Annotated in this window: 14 protein-coding genes and 1 tRNA gene; 5 read left to right on the top strand and 10 right to left on the bottom strand. The window is 71.9% G+C overall.

Going from position 1 to position 16,727, the window contains the following annotated elements; all coding sequences use genetic code 11:
- Positions 1-3: 3 nt before the first annotated feature.
- The 4 genes from AC4H2G_RS12765 to AC4H2G_RS12750 all read right to left on the bottom strand — a co-directional run bounded on the left by AC4H2G_RS12765 (position 4) and on the right by AC4H2G_RS12750 (position 2,951).
- Positions 4-77, bottom strand: a tRNA-Pro gene (locus AC4H2G_RS12765).
- Positions 78-160: 83 nt separating this feature from the next.
- A complete protein-coding gene (locus AC4H2G_RS12760) occupies positions 161-1,528 on the bottom strand; it encodes an MFS transporter (RefSeq protein ID WP_494366106.1) in 1,368 nt (455 codons plus the stop codon).
- Positions 1,525-2,169, bottom strand: a complete 645-nt coding sequence (locus AC4H2G_RS12755; protein ID WP_494366105.1) for a GntR family transcriptional regulator — start codon at positions 2,167-2,169, stop codon at positions 1,525-1,527. Before AC4H2G_RS12755 ends, AC4H2G_RS12760 begins: the two co-directional genes overlap by 4 nt.
- Positions 2,170-2,453: 284 nt before the next feature.
- A complete protein-coding gene (locus AC4H2G_RS12750; protein ID WP_494366104.1) occupies positions 2,454-2,951 on the bottom strand; it encodes a hypothetical protein in 498 nt (165 codons plus the stop codon).
- A gap of 572 nt (positions 2,952-3,523) precedes the next feature.
- On the opposite strand from AC4H2G_RS12750, the gene AC4H2G_RS12745 reads away from it, so the two are divergent.
- On the top strand, positions 3,524-3,817 hold the full coding sequence (locus tag AC4H2G_RS12745; RefSeq protein WP_494366103.1) for a hypothetical protein: 294 nt from the start codon (positions 3,524-3,526) through the stop codon (positions 3,815-3,817).
- On the opposite strand, the gene AC4H2G_RS12740 is transcribed toward AC4H2G_RS12745, so the two are convergent.
- The gene (locus AC4H2G_RS12740; protein ID WP_494366102.1) at positions 3,781-4,506 is read right to left on the bottom strand and encodes an SDR family oxidoreductase; all 726 of its coding nucleotides are present in this window, start codon (positions 4,504-4,506) and stop codon (positions 3,781-3,783) included. The genes AC4H2G_RS12745 and AC4H2G_RS12740 overlap by 37 nt on opposite strands.
- A 122-nt stretch (positions 4,507-4,628) precedes the next feature.
- Between AC4H2G_RS12740 and AC4H2G_RS12735 the strand changes: the two genes are divergently transcribed.
- A complete protein-coding gene (locus tag AC4H2G_RS12735) occupies positions 4,629-5,039 on the top strand; it encodes a MerR family transcriptional regulator (RefSeq protein ID WP_494366101.1) in 411 nt (136 codons plus the stop codon).
- A gap of 39 nt (positions 5,040-5,078) precedes the next feature.
- Here AC4H2G_RS12735 and AC4H2G_RS12730 read toward each other — a convergent pair whose 3' ends face one another.
- Positions 5,079-5,816 (bottom strand): alpha/beta hydrolase, encoded by a 738-nt coding sequence (locus tag AC4H2G_RS12730; protein WP_494366100.1) that lies wholly within the window; start codon positions 5,814-5,816, stop codon positions 5,079-5,081.
- 154 nt (positions 5,817-5,970) lie between these two features.
- The gene (locus AC4H2G_RS12725; RefSeq protein WP_494366099.1) at positions 5,971-6,363 is read right to left on the bottom strand and encodes a hypothetical protein; all 393 of its coding nucleotides are present in this window, start codon (positions 6,361-6,363) and stop codon (positions 5,971-5,973) included.
- Positions 6,364-6,663: 300 nt separating this feature from the next.
- Here AC4H2G_RS12725 and AC4H2G_RS12720 point away from each other — a divergent pair, with 300 nt between their 5' ends.
- The gene (locus AC4H2G_RS12720) at positions 6,664-6,984 is read left to right on the top strand and encodes a hypothetical protein (RefSeq protein ID WP_494366098.1); all 321 of its coding nucleotides are present in this window, start codon (positions 6,664-6,666) and stop codon (positions 6,982-6,984) included.
- A 16-nt stretch (positions 6,985-7,000) separates the two neighbouring features.
- Here AC4H2G_RS12720 and AC4H2G_RS12715 read toward each other — a convergent pair whose 3' ends face one another.
- From AC4H2G_RS12715 to AC4H2G_RS12705, 3 genes are all read right to left on the bottom strand, one after another.
- Complete coding sequence (locus AC4H2G_RS12715; protein WP_494366097.1) at positions 7,001-8,110, bottom strand: DNA glycosylase AlkZ-like family protein; 1,110 nt, start codon at positions 8,108-8,110, stop codon at positions 7,001-7,003.
- 7 nt (positions 8,111-8,117) lie between these two features.
- Positions 8,118-8,546, bottom strand: coding sequence for a hypothetical protein (locus AC4H2G_RS12710; RefSeq protein WP_494366096.1), 429 nt, complete (start codon positions 8,544-8,546; stop codon positions 8,118-8,120).
- A 230-nt stretch (positions 8,547-8,776) separates the two neighbouring features.
- A complete protein-coding gene (locus AC4H2G_RS12705; RefSeq protein WP_494366095.1) occupies positions 8,777-9,808 on the bottom strand; it encodes a serine/threonine protein phosphatase in 1,032 nt (343 codons plus the stop codon).
- A 240-nt stretch (positions 9,809-10,048) separates the two neighbouring features.
- Here AC4H2G_RS12705 and AC4H2G_RS12700 point away from each other — a divergent pair, with 240 nt between their 5' ends.
- Positions 10,049-12,622, top strand: a complete 2,574-nt coding sequence (locus tag AC4H2G_RS12700) for a discoidin domain-containing protein (protein ID WP_494366094.1) — start codon at positions 10,049-10,051, stop codon at positions 12,620-12,622.
- A gap of 56 nt (positions 12,623-12,678) precedes the next feature.
- Entirely contained in the window at positions 12,679-16,572 is a 3,894-nt protein-coding gene (locus tag AC4H2G_RS12695) for a glycoside hydrolase family 30 protein (RefSeq protein WP_494366093.1), read from the top strand.
- The last annotated feature ends 155 nt before the right edge of the window (positions 16,573-16,727 follow it).

Below are 16,727 nucleotides of genomic sequence, written 5' to 3'. Positions count from 1 at the left end.
CGGTCGGGCTGACAGGATTTGAACCTGCGACCCCCTGACCCCCAGTCAGGTGCGCTACCAAGCTGCGCCACAGCCCGTGGCTCGTCCACGGGGCCGAGTCCATATGGAACGTACTACTCCATATGGAACGCGGATTGGACCCCGTGAAGCCTCGGATACTCTACCTCATCCGCGATGCCTCCAGCGCACCGTTTGCCCCGGTCGTGGCTCTGCCGCCGGTCTCGCTGCCGGGCTCCAGCACCTCACGCCGCTCCCCCGTCGGCAGGTGCGCCCGCCACGCGAACGCGACGACCACCAGGCACAACGCCGCGATGACGAGCCCGCCGAGGAACATTTGTGCGTACGTCCACCGCACGGACAGCGCCGCGAGCGCCACCGGCACGCAGAACCCGACGTACGTCAGCGAGTAGTACACGGCCGTGAGCCCGGCGAGGTCGTCAGGCGTCGCAATGCGCTGCACCTCGCTGAGCCCGGCGACGAGCGCGAGCCCGTAGCCGGCGCCGAGCACCATCGCGGCGACGAGCGCCGTCGGCAGGTCGAGCCGCGCGCTGGCGAGCGCACCGAGACCCATGCCGACCACGACGATCGACATCGCCACGACCGACGCCCGCGCGCTGTGCCGGGTGTCGATCAGCCGTCCGAGCACCTGGATCCCGACGCCGCACCCGAGCCCCAGCACCGTCATGAGCCCGGAGAACGCGATGGGCGCGCTGCCCGCGCTGGCGGTGACCAGGCCGGGCAGCACCGCGTACGCGCTGCCCGCGCACCCGAACACCCAGGGCGCCACCGGCACGACAACGCGCAGGAACCGCCGGTGCGCGATCGCCGGGACGCGCAGGTCGTCGACCAGACGTCCCCTTTCGGCACCGTCAACACCGGCCCTAGTCCCGAAGCGCGTCTCGGGGACGCGCAGCACCCACACGCCCGCCACGACGGCGAGCGTCGCGTGCAGGAGGTAGGCGGCGTGCGTCGGCCAGGGCGCCCACTGCGCGAGCACGGCGGCGACGCCCGCCCCGACGAGGAACCCCAGCGTGAGGGCGAGACCTGCGCGCCGGGCGCCGGACCCGCCGTCGGGCACACCGGACTGCTGCGCCGCGGCGTCGCTGAGCTCCTTGACCCACGTGGTGCCGACGGCCATGACGAGCCCGAGCGCCACCCCGCACAGGACGCGCCCGGTCGCCAGCAGCGCAGCCGACGACTCCCCCGCCGCGAGCACGAGCGACCCGGCGAGCGCGACCGGCGCCGCGGGCAGGAGCAAGGGACGGCGTCCGTACCGGTCGGAGAGCGGACCACCGAGCAGCAGCGCCGGCACGATGCCGAGCACGTACGCGGCGAGCAGCGCGTCGACGGTTACCGTCGAGAAGTGCCCCACCTCCCGGTACATGACGAGCAGCGGCGTGAACTCGTTGCCGCCCCAGGCCACGACAGCCATGACCAGGGCGACGGGCAGCCAGGCCCGGTGCCCGACGCGCGGAGCCGCCCCGGTCTGCCGGCTCACCTCGGTCGGGGCGTCAGTTGCGCGGCTCACAGACCGGTCCGCGCGTCGTCGAGGTGGCGCTGGATCCGGCGCTTGTAGGTGCGGGTGTCGCGGGCCTCGAGCGCGTCGACGAGCGCGCGGTGGCCGGCGACGAACGTCGCAGCCCGGCTCTCGTCCCAGCGGACGCTGTGCGCGACCATGCGCTGCTGGCGCTCGCGCAGGCTCGTGTGGAAGGCCGTGAGGAGGTCGTTGCCGCCGGCGGCGACGATCTCGCCGTGGAACCGCGCGTCGAGGGTGGCGTACTCGGCGACGTCGCGGTCGTCGACGGCGGCCTCCTGCGCGACGACGAGGTCGCGCAGCAGGGCGACCAGTGCGGTGAGCTCGCTGTCCGGGAGGCGCGTCACGCCGAGCGCCGCGTGGGTCTCGACGAGCAGCCGCGCGTCGAGGACGTCCTCCGTCTCCCCCGGCGCGATCGGCACGACGAGCGCTCCGCGCTTCGGGTACAGGCGCAGCAGACCCTCCGCCTCGAGCCGCAGGAACGCCTCCCGCACCGGCGTGCGGCTCACGCCGAGCTGCTCGGCGATCTCGCCCTCGCTCGTCATCGACCCGCCGGGCAGGCTGCCGTCGAGGACGTGTCGCTTGACGTGACGGTAGGCCTGCTCGGTGGCGGAACCGCTGGTGGTGCGTGGCATAGATACATGATGCATCCATGTCGCCGACGACATGTGCCCGTCGGGCGCGTCGGGCACATGACTCTCGCCACACCGACGGTGGGCCCCAGAACTGTCAGTAGCGCTGGGCGCTTACTAGCAGTTCTCGCGAAACTGTAAGTAAGGCGACCACCGGTCGTGTTCCTCGAGACAGTCCGCCTCGTGCCTCCGGTGGGCACGCAGTGGGTCGACATGCGGCTTCTGCTGTGGACCGCGGCGGACCTTGCGACTGGCGTCTCCGTCGTCCTGGCGGCGACCTTGCTCCCCTATCGACGACCGCCGCGCCGACGTCGCCAGTATGTGTCGCGGCGACGACTTCTCACCTCATCACCGCCGAGCCCCAGGTGGTAGACGTGATGCTGGATCGACGGCTCGTGTACGAGCAGGAAGTCCACGACCGTCCAGAATTCGTCGATCCTCGGATGTGCCAGCGCTTCGCCTCGCGTGAGCTTGTGGCCCCAGAACCAGGCGTCGTCGTAGCACTGAGCAGCGTGGACAGCAGAGGCTGCGGGCTCGGAGGAGCCCTCGATCGGCCCGACTCGGCAGCCGAAGGAAATTTGGGACGACGTCCGTTGTTCGTCGAAGTCACCCAGCGCGACGTCGATCCAGGCTTCCTGGCCGTCATGATCGCGCAGTGCCGTCTTCGCCATGCCGTACGGCTCGCCGTCACGAAGGACGAAGGTCGTCACCAGCAGATCGGTGCGCCCGCACTCGCGGCAAGAGCTCTCTTTGACGTCGCTCTCGCCATCCAGTTCCAGGACCATGGGCGCGAGACTAGAACATCCCGCAGAGGGTCCATCACCGCCGGCAGCACGAGGGTTCGGACGCGAGCAGACCGCTCTGCCGAACCGCGGTCTCATCCGCGCAAAGACGCGTCGAGCATCCGGAGGAGCTCGCCGACGCGTCCGCCACCGTCAGGTGCTGCCGGGTACTGGCGCAGAACCTCGGCGACGAGTGCCGGCGCGCTCTCCTGTGCCCGGTCCACCCACTCGTCCCCGACCGGCTGTCGTCGCCTGCGTCGAACTCCGCCGCACGCGCCGCGTACGCCGCGGACCCGAGGATGTGCTTCACCTGGGTCGCCTGGGCGAGAGGATGCAGGAAGGCGGCACCGGCAGCGTGACCCGCCGCTCGTGCGGCCTCCGCGGCAGCGGGCGTCGCGGCTTCCTTGGCCGCCGCGAGCGCAGCGAAAGCGGCGCTCCCCTCTCGAGGTAAACCTCACCTCGGAGCAGGTCGCCCGCCGTCGCCCCCCGAGCGTCCTCGGACCGATCATGCGGGGCTGCGCCTCCGCCGCGCAGAGGCCGTCGCGCTGCTCAGTGCCCGGGAGGTGCTCCACCAGATGGTCGACGCCGTGCTGGCTGCACCGTCCGACGACGCGGCGATCGCGCGCATCAGCGAACTGACTGACTGCGACCCTGAGATCGCTCGTCGCATCTATGGCTCACCGTTGCGGCGCTTCCGATCCATGGCCGAGCTCACCGAGAACGCGGGAGAACGTCAGCACGTGCCGGTGCGCCGCAGCTCCCCCCGCGGGGTGATGCCCGACGGGAGCGGATGTCGGCGGGCTGGTCGAGCGCCCGCCGACATGCGCCCGGATCAGCTCGCGCCGAGCAGCACCGCCATCCGCGCGTAGAACTCCGCCGGGTCTCCAGCGAGCGACGCCTTCACCATCGCGGTCCAGTCGTCCACGATCACCTCGATCGACCCGTCGACGAGGCCGTCGAGCGAGCGACGCGGCACGTCGCGGGGGTCGATCTTGGGTCCGTCGTAGCCGGCCGAGATGTCCGTGTCGGCGGCGCCGAGGAGCACTCCCTGCACGAGGGTGCCCTGCGAGGCCAGCTCCAGGCGCACGGCGTTCGTCAGGTTCCACTCCGCGGCCTTGGCGGCGGCGTAGGACCCGGTCCCGGGGCTGGCGAACCACGACAGCGCGGAGAGCACGTTGACGACCGCGCCGCCGCCGTTCCTCGCGAGGACGGGCGCGAACTCGCGGATCACGTCGAGCGTCCCCCAGAAGTGCGTGTCCATCTCCCGGCGCACCTCGGCCAGGTCGCCGGTGACCAGGGAAGCCCCCGTGGCGATGCCGGCGTTGTTCACGACGATGGTCACGTCGCTCGCCGCGGCGGCCGCCGCGACCACGGACGCGTGGTCCGTGAGGTCCAGCCTCAGGGGCACGACCCGGTCGTCGACGACGTCGAGAGCCTCGGGGCGGCGGGCGGTCGCGTACACCGTGCGCGCCCCGCGCTCGAGCAGCTCGAGTACGAACTCGCGCCCGATGCCCCGGTTGGCGCCCGTGACGAGTGTGATCTGATCGGTGATGTCCATGGGAATCCTGTCTCCTTGCGGCATGGCTCGACGACGCGGCCCCGGATCGGGCCGGCGGCGGCTACGCTAGGACCTGACGTTGACGTCAAGGGCAAGTCTGCGAGCGACGAGGGGACCAGGGGATGCGGATCGGCGAGGTCGCACAGCGCGCAGGGGTGAGCCCGCGGGCCTTGCGCTACTACGAGGAACAGGGGCTGCTCGCCTCGGAGCGCACCCCCAGCGGACAGCGCGACTACGCCGAGGCGGCGGTCGAACGCGTCAAGCTGATCCAGCAGTTCTTCACCGCCGGGCTGCCGAGCCGCACGATCCAGCAGGTGCTGCCGTGCGTCGACAGCGGCCAGGGGTCACCGGAGGTCTTCGAGATGCTCGCCGCCGAGCGCGACCGCATCACCACCGCCATCGCCGACCTCGCCGCCACGCGCGACGCGCTGGACCGCCTCATCCTCGACGCGAAGCACCCGAGCCCCGAGCACTGCCCTGGCCTCCGCGATCCGGCCTGGTCACCGTACGTTCCGTCCGGGGAGACGGCGTAGGCCGGAGGTGCGCCTCCACAGGTCACGAGCGTTCGAGCGTCAGGGGTGGGCCACCTGCTCCAGCAGGGCCTGCACCTGGTCGACCACCAGGTCGGGGTGGGAGACGAACGGGTGGTGCCCGGTCGGCAGCTCGACGGAGCGTGTCGCTCGAGCCGCATGGGTGCGCTGCAGCTCGACCGAGGTGCTGCGGTCCTGCCCGCACACGATGTAGGTCGAGTCGACCCCGCGCCATCCGGCAGCACTGGTCGGCGTCATGAACGCCCCGACCGCCTGCGGGGTCACCCGCTCCCACGCCTGACGCTGGGTCGCGTCGTCCGCGTCCTGGAGGAACCGGGCTCCGAACGAGGCTGCGTCGTAGCCGGAGACGCTCAGCGTGCCGTCCCCGTTGTCGCCGATCGAGACCGGGTCCGGCTCCCCGCTCATGATGGCGGCCTGGGACTGCCCGACGTCGGGCAGGTAGGACGACACGTAGAGCAGGTGCGCGACCGCGGGGTGCGGGCCCGCTTCGGCGATGACGGTGCCTCCGTAGGAGTGGCCCACGACGATCGTTCTGTCCACGTCGTCGAGCTCCCGGCGAAGCGCCGCCGCGTCGGCGACAAGGCCACCCGAGACCTGCTCGGGCCCGGTCTCGCCGCAGGACGGCAGCGCGAGGGCTCGGCTGCGGATTCCCGTGCGTTCGCGGAGCAGGTCGGCGGCTCGCCGCAACCACCACTCCCCGTCACGCACCAGCGCGCCGTGAACGAAGATCAGCTCTACTGGGACACCTGGGCTCGTCATCTCCGTGACCCTACGGACCCCAGCACGGTAGCGGGGTCGAATCTGCTGACGGCGGATCGAAGCGCCCGGGCATCCGGCTCTTCTCGTTCGCGACGCGAGCTGTGTCCACCCGGGCCAGTCGAGCGCCCCGGACGAGCAAGCGCTGCTCCGGCACTCAGTCGTCGATCACGACCAGCACGTCCCCGCTCACGTCGAGCTCTCCGATGCGGGCGAGGACCGCCGCATGCTCCGCGGGAGTGAGCTCGACGACGAACGAGCTGCCGGTGTCGTCCGCCGACACGACGATGCGTCCGCTCCCGGAGATCCCCGTCATCGCGATCGTGTACGGCGCGATCGCCGCGGCCAGGTCGAGGTCGCGGTCGACGCTCGGGTCGAGCCGGACCGTGACGCCCGGAGCCCCGCCGAACTTCTTGGCGAGCCAGCCACGCTGCTCGACGGCGCGGTCGGAGAGTTCCGTCACCGCCCACTCGACGTCAGGTGGCCACGGGTCGTCCGAGTACACGTCGATGTCGAGGGAGGTCAGCCGGTCCTGGAGCACATCCAGCACCGCGCGGCAGAGTGCTTCTCTCTCGTCGGCACTGGCGCCGTCGCGCGCCAAGAAACGGGCAGTTGTCCCTCGTGACCTCACGGAGGAAGGGTGACAGATCGAGGGAGCGAGCAGTACGGACCGAACTCCGCGTCCCGGGGATAGAGGCCGCCGTGGGACACTCTGCCTCCATGAAGGCTCCGCAGGCGCCGTCGCTCGAAGACCGTGCCGTGCTCCCCGTCGATGGCGCTCGGTCTGCGCTCGGCGCGGACCCGGAGCCGACCCCGTCTCGGTGACGATCCGAAGTTCGGAAGTTCGGCCGTGACGGAATCGATGCCGACGCTCGAGGAGCTGCCCGACGGCTCGCTCCGCATCGCTGCCGTCGTCTACCGCCGGACACCTCAGCGGGTGACGGGTCGTGTCGGGAGAGATCTCGTCGCGCAGGGTGCCGTCGTCGTCGCAGGCATCTACCCCGAAGGTCTGAGGGTCTTCGCGGGACCTGCGGCGCGCGCAGCGTGGGACGAGATCGAGCCAGCGCTCGTCACGCGTCGCCGGCCGGAGGTCCGCGACGTCCAGTGGGTCGGTCACGTCTGGGCATCCGACGATGGGGACTCGCTGCTCCGGTTCGACGGAGAGCACTGACGCGCCGGGGCGCGGCTCAGGGAGTCGGGAATGAGCGCAACGGACGCTCGAGGATCGTGCCGAGCCGCCCGACCTCGTCGGCGAGCGCCCCGGGTGCCGCCGCCTCGGCGTCCGACCCGGCGCCGTCGAACCACGTCACCGTGACGTCGTCGCCCGACACCGCCCACGTGCCCGCGACGACGCCGCCGACCACGACGAGGTTTGCCCCACGGCTCACGGCCTGGCGATGCTCCGGCGGCACGACGTGCTCGTCAGCGGTACCCGGCCCGAGCACCCACTGGTCGTGTCCCGGGAGGAGGCGGACGCTCGTCGACGGCGGCGTCTCGGCGAGGGCGTCGGCGTGCTCGCGCAGCACCGTCGCGGGCTCCCCCTCGACGTCGACCTCGGCGAACCGTTCAGCGAGCTCTGCCCACCACCGGCGGACGCGGGCGCGACCGCCGCCGAGGCCCTCGCCGAGCCAGTACTGGAGGTGCGCCTCCGTGGCCGGCCCGTACGTGCCGACGTACGCGAGGACGGCATGCCGCCCCGCCTCGTCGAGGTCGGGCCAGGGCGTCCAGCGCGGGTTGGTGTCGAGCCGCCGGAACGTGGGTTCCTGGCCGCGTGAGGGGCCGAACGACATGTCGCCCTGCCACACGAACGGCTTGAGGAACGTGTGCGACGGGTCGGCGAACGCCTGCCGGAGGTGCGAGTACGCGGCGTCCCGCGCGACGGCGTCGCCGAGCTCGGCGCGCGTCAGCGGCCCGTCGCTCAGCGCCTCGCGGACGGCCTCGCGCAACCGCGGCCAGTCCTCGGGCTCGAGGCGGTAGTACTCGCGCCAGCTCGCGCGCTCCCACATCCGGCCCGCCGCGCGCAGCGTGAGGTAGGCCCCGCCGTCCTCGGGCGTCACGAGGTGCGTCGCGCCGCGGAACGCGTAGACGGCGAGCAGGTCGCCGTCGGTCAGCGCTTGCGACACCTCCCCCGGCCGCGACGACGACTGCCGCAGCCGGATCGCGAGCTCGGCGTCCGCCGCGGCGGGCACCGCGCCCAGCCGGCGGACAACACCGGTGACGGGCTCGTCGCCCACGGGGTGGAGGAGGTGCCGTCCCAGCCGCCACGCGAGGGCCTGCGGCCACGTCACGGACGTCATCGGGTGCTCACGACGCCGGTCCGTGGGACGGGACCGTGCCTGTCGACCCGTCCGACGCGCCGGGCAGGCTCGACGCCGCCCCGCCGTCGAGCCAACGCTCGATCAGCGCGGCGACCCGCCGCTCCGTCGCTGCCTCGTCCCGTGCGTCGTCGTCGTCGCGCAGCGCGGTGATCTCCGCCCAGCGTCGGAGCTCGTGGACGATCAGCTCCCAGTCGGTTCGCTCGAGCGCCACGGCGAGCTCGTCGTCCTCGGGCGGCCAACTCCACCCGGGCAGGCTCCTCGGGTGCCGGGCGGCCGCTGCCCAGCCAGCTTCCCTCAGCCGGCCGGCGGACGCGGCGAGCACCTCGTCACCTCCGACGCGCTCGGTCGCTCCGGTGTTGTCCAGTGTGCCGTCGACGTAGTGCCAGTCACGCATCCGGAAGACGATCTCGATCACGCCGCCACCTCGGGTTCTCGCATCGCTGTGATGGACGTCACCCTATCCATCACGCGTCGAGGTGAGACAGCCGGAAGGCTGCGAGCGCCGCGAGCCGGGCTGCGAACACGCCCAGCTGGGCTGTCCTCGCACGCAGCACATCACGGCACTGCACGACGACGGCCAGTCCCCTCGGGGGCCAGCCGTCGGTTGGTGTCGTCAGCAGGTTCGGCGCACCGACGCACCAAGCCCTACGTCGGCAACGATCCGGCTGCGGGCTCGCCGTACTGCGCGTGGATGTCGCCGTCGACCAGGCGCCAGCAGAAGTCGTTCATCCGCGCCGCGGCGGGAGCGTGCCGGGCGAGGATGCCAGCTACCGGCGCCGGCAGGTCCGGCGGGATGTCGCCGCTCGCGCACCGACGCACGTAGGCGTTGCGCGCCACGGGGCCACCGCTGGTCGACAGCGGCACCCCGCACACGGTGGTCACCAACCAGTTCACCAGTCGCATCGCCGCGTAGTCGGCGTCGTGGTCGACGTTACGCGCGACGAACTCGCGCTCGGCGTCGGACAGGTCGAACCGCGGCGACGTGGCGAGCCCGAAGTCCACGAGGTAGACCCGTTCGTCGTCGGCGCGCATGTTGCCGAAGTGACCGTCCAGGTGCAGCAGCTCATGGCGGCGCCGAAAGGCGACGGCGTCGAAGAGCTGCCGCTCGACCGTCTCGGCACGGGCCACCGGGTCGTCGAGCCAGTCGGGCAGCCGGTCTGGCAGATGCTCTAGGAAGAGCACGAGGCTGTTGCTCGCACTGGCCAGCTCCTCGAACCGGGCCCGCACCGCCGGGTCGCCGCCGAACTGGGCGACGACCGCCTCGATCTCGACGTGCTCGGACGCCACCGGTGGGCGGCCCGGCAGCACCCGCCAGTGGTAGAGCAGGGCGAAGGACTCCGTCTCACCGGCGAGCACTCCCTCGCTGACGATCTCGTTCGCCGCCAGCTCGCGCCACGCGCCGAACCCCGGTCCGGCGAGGGGGTGCATGCCGTACTGGCAGGACATCGGCAGGTCGAACAGGTTCGCGGTGCTGTGCGGGTGCGCGAGCTCCCGGTCGGTGATCGGGATGCGCTTGGCGAACACCGCGACGCCGTCGACGTCGAGCACCGAGGAGCCACCGCCCACGCCCACGGCACCGGCGGGTGAAGCACCGAGGAGCGCCACGAGGTCGTCGTCGTCACGGGCGGCGAGCGCGGCTGACACGCGCTCGTGACGGACACGTCGGGTGCTGAGCATCACGCCATTCTGCCCGGCGCGGAGGATCCGGGGACGGCGACGGTCCTGCCACGTGGCAATCGGTTCCTCACACGCCGGACCGTCGTCACGTGTTCGTTTCGGTTCAGGTCGCGGCACTCGGTTGACGGTCGGTGAGGTAGAACCTACTTTCGGACACGAACGAACGCTGCTGCACGTGAACAAACATAAACGATCACGGGAGATCGTCACGGGCAGAGCGGATGATCGAAGGAGATCCTCGTGCCCGACGCTGCCGCCGGACCCGTCCACCGCCCGAACCACCCGACCTCCGTACCTGCGCGTCGCCGACGCCTCGCCCCGGCCCTCGCTGCCGCGACCGCGCTCGTGCTCGGCGGCTCTCTCGCCGCCGCCGCCGCACCCGCGGCCTCGCCCGCCGCCGCGCCGTCGGGCACGGTCCCCGCGCCGGACGACTCGGTCTGGGCCGACGCCGACGGCTACGCGATCAAGGCCCACGGCGGCTCGGTCGTCACCGTGCACGAGGAGGAGGTCGGCCTCGACATCACCGGTGACGGGACGACCGACCAGGAGGTCCACCTCTGGTACGGGGAGGACAAGACGCACGCGACGCGCCCCGTGGACGGCGTGCGCGGCTACTGGTCGACCGACCTCACCACGTGGCATGACATGGGCCGCGTGCTCCCGAGCCACCAGCACTTCACGCTGCGCGTCAACGCGGCGGGCACCGCCGTCGAGGTCGACCCGGCGAAGGTCGACGCGCTGCAGGCCGTGGCGAACAAGACCGCGCCCGACGCGACCTCGACGCAGGAGCAGATCGACGCCGCGAAGGCGTTCGTCGCGCCCTACGTCGAGACGTGGGCCGACGAGGACGCCGGCGTCGCCGCGACGTACGACGAGGCCGCGCTCGCGAACGCGTCGTACCGCCTCAACGGCAACATCAACATCATGGAGCGTCCCAAGATGCTCTGGAACGCGAAGACGAAGAAGTTCGTCGTCATCTACCACGCGGACGGGCCGCTGGCCGACAACGCCGACCTCGTGAGCTGGGTGCGCGGCGGCGGCGACCCGGCGAACCAGAACGTCGGGTCCCGGTACTCGCGGGCCGAGATCGGCTTCGCGACGTCGGATACCCCGTGGGGCCCGTTCAAGCTCGTCAACACGACGAAGATGAACTGGGCGCCGGGCGTGCCGAACGCGGGCCGCGAGGGCGACTCGCGCGACATGACGATCTTCCAGGACACGGACGAGCACACGGTCGACCCGGTCGCCGACGACGCCTACGCCGTCTACTCGTCCGAGATGAACAAGTGGATGTACGTGTCGCGCCTTAACGCCGAGTACACCGGGCCGCTCGAGACGGGCAGCGACGCCACCCTCGGCGAGGACTTCTCGAACCGCGTCCTGCCGGACGTCGAGCGCGAGGCGTCGAGCGTGTTCAAGCACGACGGCTGGTACTACATGCTCACGTCGGGCACCGACGGCTGGGCCTCGACGCCGGTCGTCGCGTACCGGTCCCGCTCGATGATCACGCCCACGGAGGCCGTCGTCGGCGACAACGACCGCCACCCGTCGAGCGGCCAGTGGGAGCGGCTCGGCAACCCGTGTGTCGGCGACGCCGGGCGCACGGGCGTCGGGACCGCCGACCCGGTCGAGTGCTTCGACTCCCAGCCCACGTTCGTCATCGCGATCGACCAGGAGGCCGGCCGCTTCGCGTACATGGGCGACCGCTGGATCACCGAGGCCAACGCCTCGGCGGGCGAGCGCTCGCGCTACGTGTGGGCACCCATCCAGGTGAAGGACGGCCGCGTGACCGTCGAGAACGTCGGCGCCTGGGACCCCACGAACACGACGCTGTTCCACCCGCTCGAGCCGGTGACCCCCCTCGAGTTCTCTGCCCACGTCGACGACCGCGACGCCTTCGACCCGACGTTCGACGTCACCGTCGACGGCGAGCAGTACGACGACCTCACCGCCGACTGGAGCACCGCGAGCCTCGACGCCGCGTTCGCCACCCGGGGCACGCACACGCTCGTCGGGCACGTGGCCGGGGACGGCCCGCTCGCCGGGCGGTACGTCAGCGCGACGGTCCAGGTCGACGGCCCGGCGGACGTGTGCCGCGAGCCCGGTACGACGGTGAACGCGTCGTTCCACCAGACCGAGTACGGCACCATGCCGGCGTCGTTCGCGTGCGACGGCAACCCCTCGACCGCGTGGTCCACGTGGGCGGGCGGCACCGGCAAGAAGGACCGTGTGACGTTCACGGTCGCCGCGGCCGAGCAGTGGCGCCTGGACGCCGTGCGCCTCACCAACACCGAGGGCACGATCACGGGCGTCGGCGTCGAGTACCGCGACGCCGACGGCGCGTGGCGCCCCACCACCGCGAGCGCCGTCGCGCCCGCCGCCAACGGCTCGCTGACGACCGTCACCTTCGACGCGGTCACGTCCGACGCGCTGCGCCTGACGTTCGACACCCCGGGCTCGTACCTGAAGATCAGCGAGCTCTCCGTGGCGGGCACGGTCCCCGGCGAGGAGCCTGCCGACCCGGAGCTCGCGGTCGCCGTCCAGGCCGAGGTCCGCTGCCTCGCCGGCACGGCCTACGTCGCGGTCCGTGCGACGAACGACGACGACGTCCCCGTCGACGTCACCCTCAGGACGCCGTTCGGCCCGCGCACCGTGGCCGACGTCGCGCCGGGCAGGAACGCCTACCAGTCGTTTCCGACCCGCCAGGCGAGCACCGACGAGGTGGCCGTCACCGTGACGGCGAGCGCCGACGTCGACGGCCGCACGGTCACGACCGAGCGCGACCTCACGACCTCCGCCGCGCACTGCGGCTGAGCCTCCCCCACCACCCCGCACCATGTCGCCGGTGCCGGCGACAGGAAGGCAACACCATGAGACTCCACGCCCCACCCGGCGGACCGAACGGGCGCGCCCGCGCGGCGACCGCCGTGACGACGGCGCTCGCGCTGTCGGTCACCGGCCTCGTCGCCGCGACGCCCGCGGCGTCGGCCCCGAGCGCCCCGGCCGCGCCGTCGACCACCAGCGCGCTCCCGGCCGACCTGCCCGAGCTGCGCTTCGACGACCCGTCGATCGACTGGCAGCAGATCCTCGTCGACGGCGAGGACGTCGAGCGCCGCGAGGACGGGACGCCGTACAACGTGTTCGGCGGCTTCGGCTCCGTCTCGTGCAACAACACGGGCAACCTCCTGCTGGACTACAAGGAGGAGAACCCCGAGGCGTACTGGCGCATCATGCACCTGATCTTCGACCCGGAGACGGGTGCGGGGCTCAAGCACATCAAGGTCGAGCTCGGCGCGGACAACAACACGTCGTCGGGCACCGAGCCTGCGACGAAGCGCAGCGCCGACGAGCCCGCGAACGTCCTGCGCGGCTCGGGCTTCCACTTCATCGCCGACGCGCTGTCCATCAACCCGGACATCGAGACCGAGGCGCTGCGCTGGGGCGAGCCGTCGTGGACCAAGACGGACCCCGACCTGCGCTACCAGTGGTACAAGGAGACGATCGACGCCGCGTACGACACGTACGGGGTCGAGTTCGACTACATGTCCCCGTCGCAGAACGAGGTGGGCGGCAGCTTCCACCAGCCGTCGATCGCGCCCGAGCTCGCGTGGGTCGTGGACTTCGCCGAGCGCCTCGAGGAGGACGCCGAGGCCGAGGACGCGCGCTACGACTACGGTGACATCAAGATCGTCGCGCTCGACACGTACCGCAACGTCGAGCCGGTCGCCGCGGCGATCCTCGCGAGCCCGGCGGCGCTCGAGCAGGTCGACGCGATCGGGTACCACTACGACATCGCCGGTGGGCCGAACCTCACGCGCCTCAACAAGGAGTTCGGCATGCAGGTGCTGTACTCCGAGGGCGTCGCCCCGATGATCGACCCGGAGTACCGCGTCGAGGCCGACCCGGCGCGCGGCGGCATCGGCGGCACCGTGGGCGCCGTCGACATCGCCGACCGCTTCATCAACGCCTACCGCTGGAGCGGAGCGGGCGACAACCCGGCGCACATGACGTCGTTCCTCTTCCAGCCCGCGGTGAGCGCGATGTACGAGGGCACGCAGTACTCGCCCAAGCACCTCATCCGCGCGTCGGACCCGTGGTCCGGCTACTACGAGGGCGGCGTGGGCGTCGCGCTCGTGCGCCACTTCCACCAGTTCGCCGAGTCGGGCTGGGAGTACGTCGAGGGCGCCACGTACGGCGACGGGACGAAGGGTGACGGCGGCACCAACGTGGACACCTCGACCCGGACGTACATGACGCTGCGCACGCCCGCCGCGGACGGCGGCGAGCCCGACTTCACGCAGGTGCACGCGAACAACACGAAGACCGCGCGCCACTTCGAGGTGAAGGTCGCCAACCTCGGCGAGCCGCGCCCGCTCACCGTGTGGGAGACGCGCGGACCGGACGCCGGCGAGGAGTACGACGCCAACTGGCTGCGGCCGACCGGCTACGTCGAGCCCGTGCGCACCGAGACGACGGACGGCGTCGAGTACGCCGTCTACCAGGTCGAGATCGCTCCGTACTCGATACAGACGCTGTCGACGCTGCCCCAGGGCGTGCACGGCACGACCGCGTCGTACGACCGCGCCGACTACGCGTCGCCTGCCGAGGACACCGCGCTCGAGCTCCCGTACACCGACGACTACGAGTACGAGGGCTACCCGACCGCTGACGTCCACGGCGTCGAGATGGGCTACGTCGAGCGGCGCGGCGGCTCGCCGCGGTACACCGCCGACCAGAACGGCGCGTTCGAGGTCGTCGAGGGCGACGGCGAGCGCGGCAACGTCATGGTGCAGAAGATCCACGCCGAGAACCGCGGCTTCACGTGGGACGTGTGGGGCAGCCACGCGCAGAACAGGCCGTCCACGGCTCCCCCGGCCACCGTGCTGGGCGACCACTCGTGGGCCAACTACACCGCGTCGGTCGACTTCCGGATGGACACGCAGGTCCGCGACGCGAGCCTGCCGAACTACGCCGGGCTCGGCGTGCGCCAGCACGTCCCGACGGGCGAGGACCTCGCGACCTACACCGCCCGCGTCTACGCCGACGGCACGTGGCAGCTGCGCAAGCTCGGCACCGCGGTCTCCTCCGGGACGATCGCCGGCTTCGACGCCGACGCGTGGCACTCGCTGTCCGTCGAGGCGCGCGACAACGTCATCACGGTCACACTCGACGGCGCCCCGCTCGCGCGGTACGTCGACGCGAGCACCAACCCGATGCTCACCGGTCGCATCTCGATCGTCAGCGGCTACTACAACACGCAGTACGACGACCTCGCCGTCACCCCGATCGAGGGTCAGGCCTGGGAGTCCGTGAAGATCGACGACGCCGACGCGCGCATCTCCTACCCCGGCGGCTTCTCCTTCAACCAGTCGGGCTACGCGCACCTCAACCGCACGCAGCACGTGCTCACCGCGGGCCGCTCGGCGGTGTTCGAGGTCGACGGCACGGGGTTCGACCTGTTCGGCGCCACCGGCGCCGCGACGCTCGACGTCGCGGTCGACGACCAGCCCGTGCGGACGGTGGACGTCGGCTCGACCGGCGACCGCCAGACGTCGTACTGGCAGCGCGGGCTCGACGGCTCCACGCCGCACACCGTGACGGTCACCGTGCGCAGCGGCACGTTCACGCTCGACGGCGTCGACGTGCTCGTCGGCGGCGCACCGCCGGTCGTCACCGACCCGGAGACCACCCCGGCCACCGTGGCCGAGCCCGTCGCGCGTCTCGCCACCTCGGTGGGCGACGTCCCCCAGCTGCCCGAGACGGTCCGCGCGACGTCGCAGGCCGGCTCGACGATCGACGCCCCCGTCGAGTGGTTCGTGCCCGCGGGCGCGTTCGACACCCCGTACGCCCTCGTGAACCTCACGGGGACGTTCACGGGCAACGAGGCGCTCGCCGTCACGGCGCAGGTCGAGGTCGTCCCCGACGGCCTGCAGTACTTCGTCGACGCGAACGCACCCGCGGTCCCCGGCGCCTCCGCGTTCAGCGCCGTGCAGGGCTTCGTCGAGGCGCAGGGCGGCGCGCTGCGCAACGCCGAGGCGGACGCGCTCTGGTCCGACGCCGTCGGCTGGGGCCGGGCCGCGAACTACTCGGCGAAGGGCCTGCTGGGCCAGACGCCGTACGACAAGATGCGCGAGACCGGCTGGTACACGGCCGGCGCCTCGACGCCGCTCGTCTACCGGTTCACGCTCCCGGCCGGCACGTACACCGTCTCCTCGGGCCACACCGAGTGGTGGAACGTCGGCGCGGGCAAGGCGCGCACCATGCAGACCTCGGTCTCGTGGACGGGCTCCGACGGCCAGGCCGTCACCGTGCCCGTGGGCAAGGTCGCGTTCCCGAACGGCAGCTCCGGCCGCTCGCAGGTGCTCTCGGGCGAGTTCACGCTCACCGAGGAGACCGTCGTGTCGTACACCGTCGCGAGCGACGGCGGCACCGAGGCCCCGGTCCTCTCCTGGGTCGGGATCGCGGGCGACGAGGCCGAGCAGGGCGTGACGACGACCGCCGTCGTCGAGACGCGCTGCCTCGCCGGCACGCCCTACCTCGCGGTGCGCGTGACCAACGACGACGAGGCCCCCCTCGACGTCGAGGTCGCCACGGCCTACGGCTCGAAGACCTTCGCGGCCGTCGCGCCCGGCAAGAACGCCTACCAGACGTTCGCCGTCCGCACGACGCCCGCCGAGGGCACCGTGACCGTCACCGCCCGCACCACGGACGGCGACGACCGCGAGAGCGTCGAGGAGGTCGCCCACGTGGCGCCCACCTGCTGACCCGGCACCGCTCCGCACCACTCCGGCGCGGGGCCGGGGACCCGGCCCCGCGCGGCACCACGTCCGATGCAGCTCACCCCCCGTACCGATCCGGTACGGGGGGTGAGCCGTCTCGCGGCGACGACGCGCACACCAGCGCCGTGAGCGCCGTCGCC

The sequence above is a fragment of the Cellulosimicrobium sp. BMG9.23 genome (assembly GCF_059159985.1).
The sequence above is the reverse complement of the archived record's forward strand: the minus strand, read 5'-3'. Positions and strand labels throughout refer to the sequence as shown.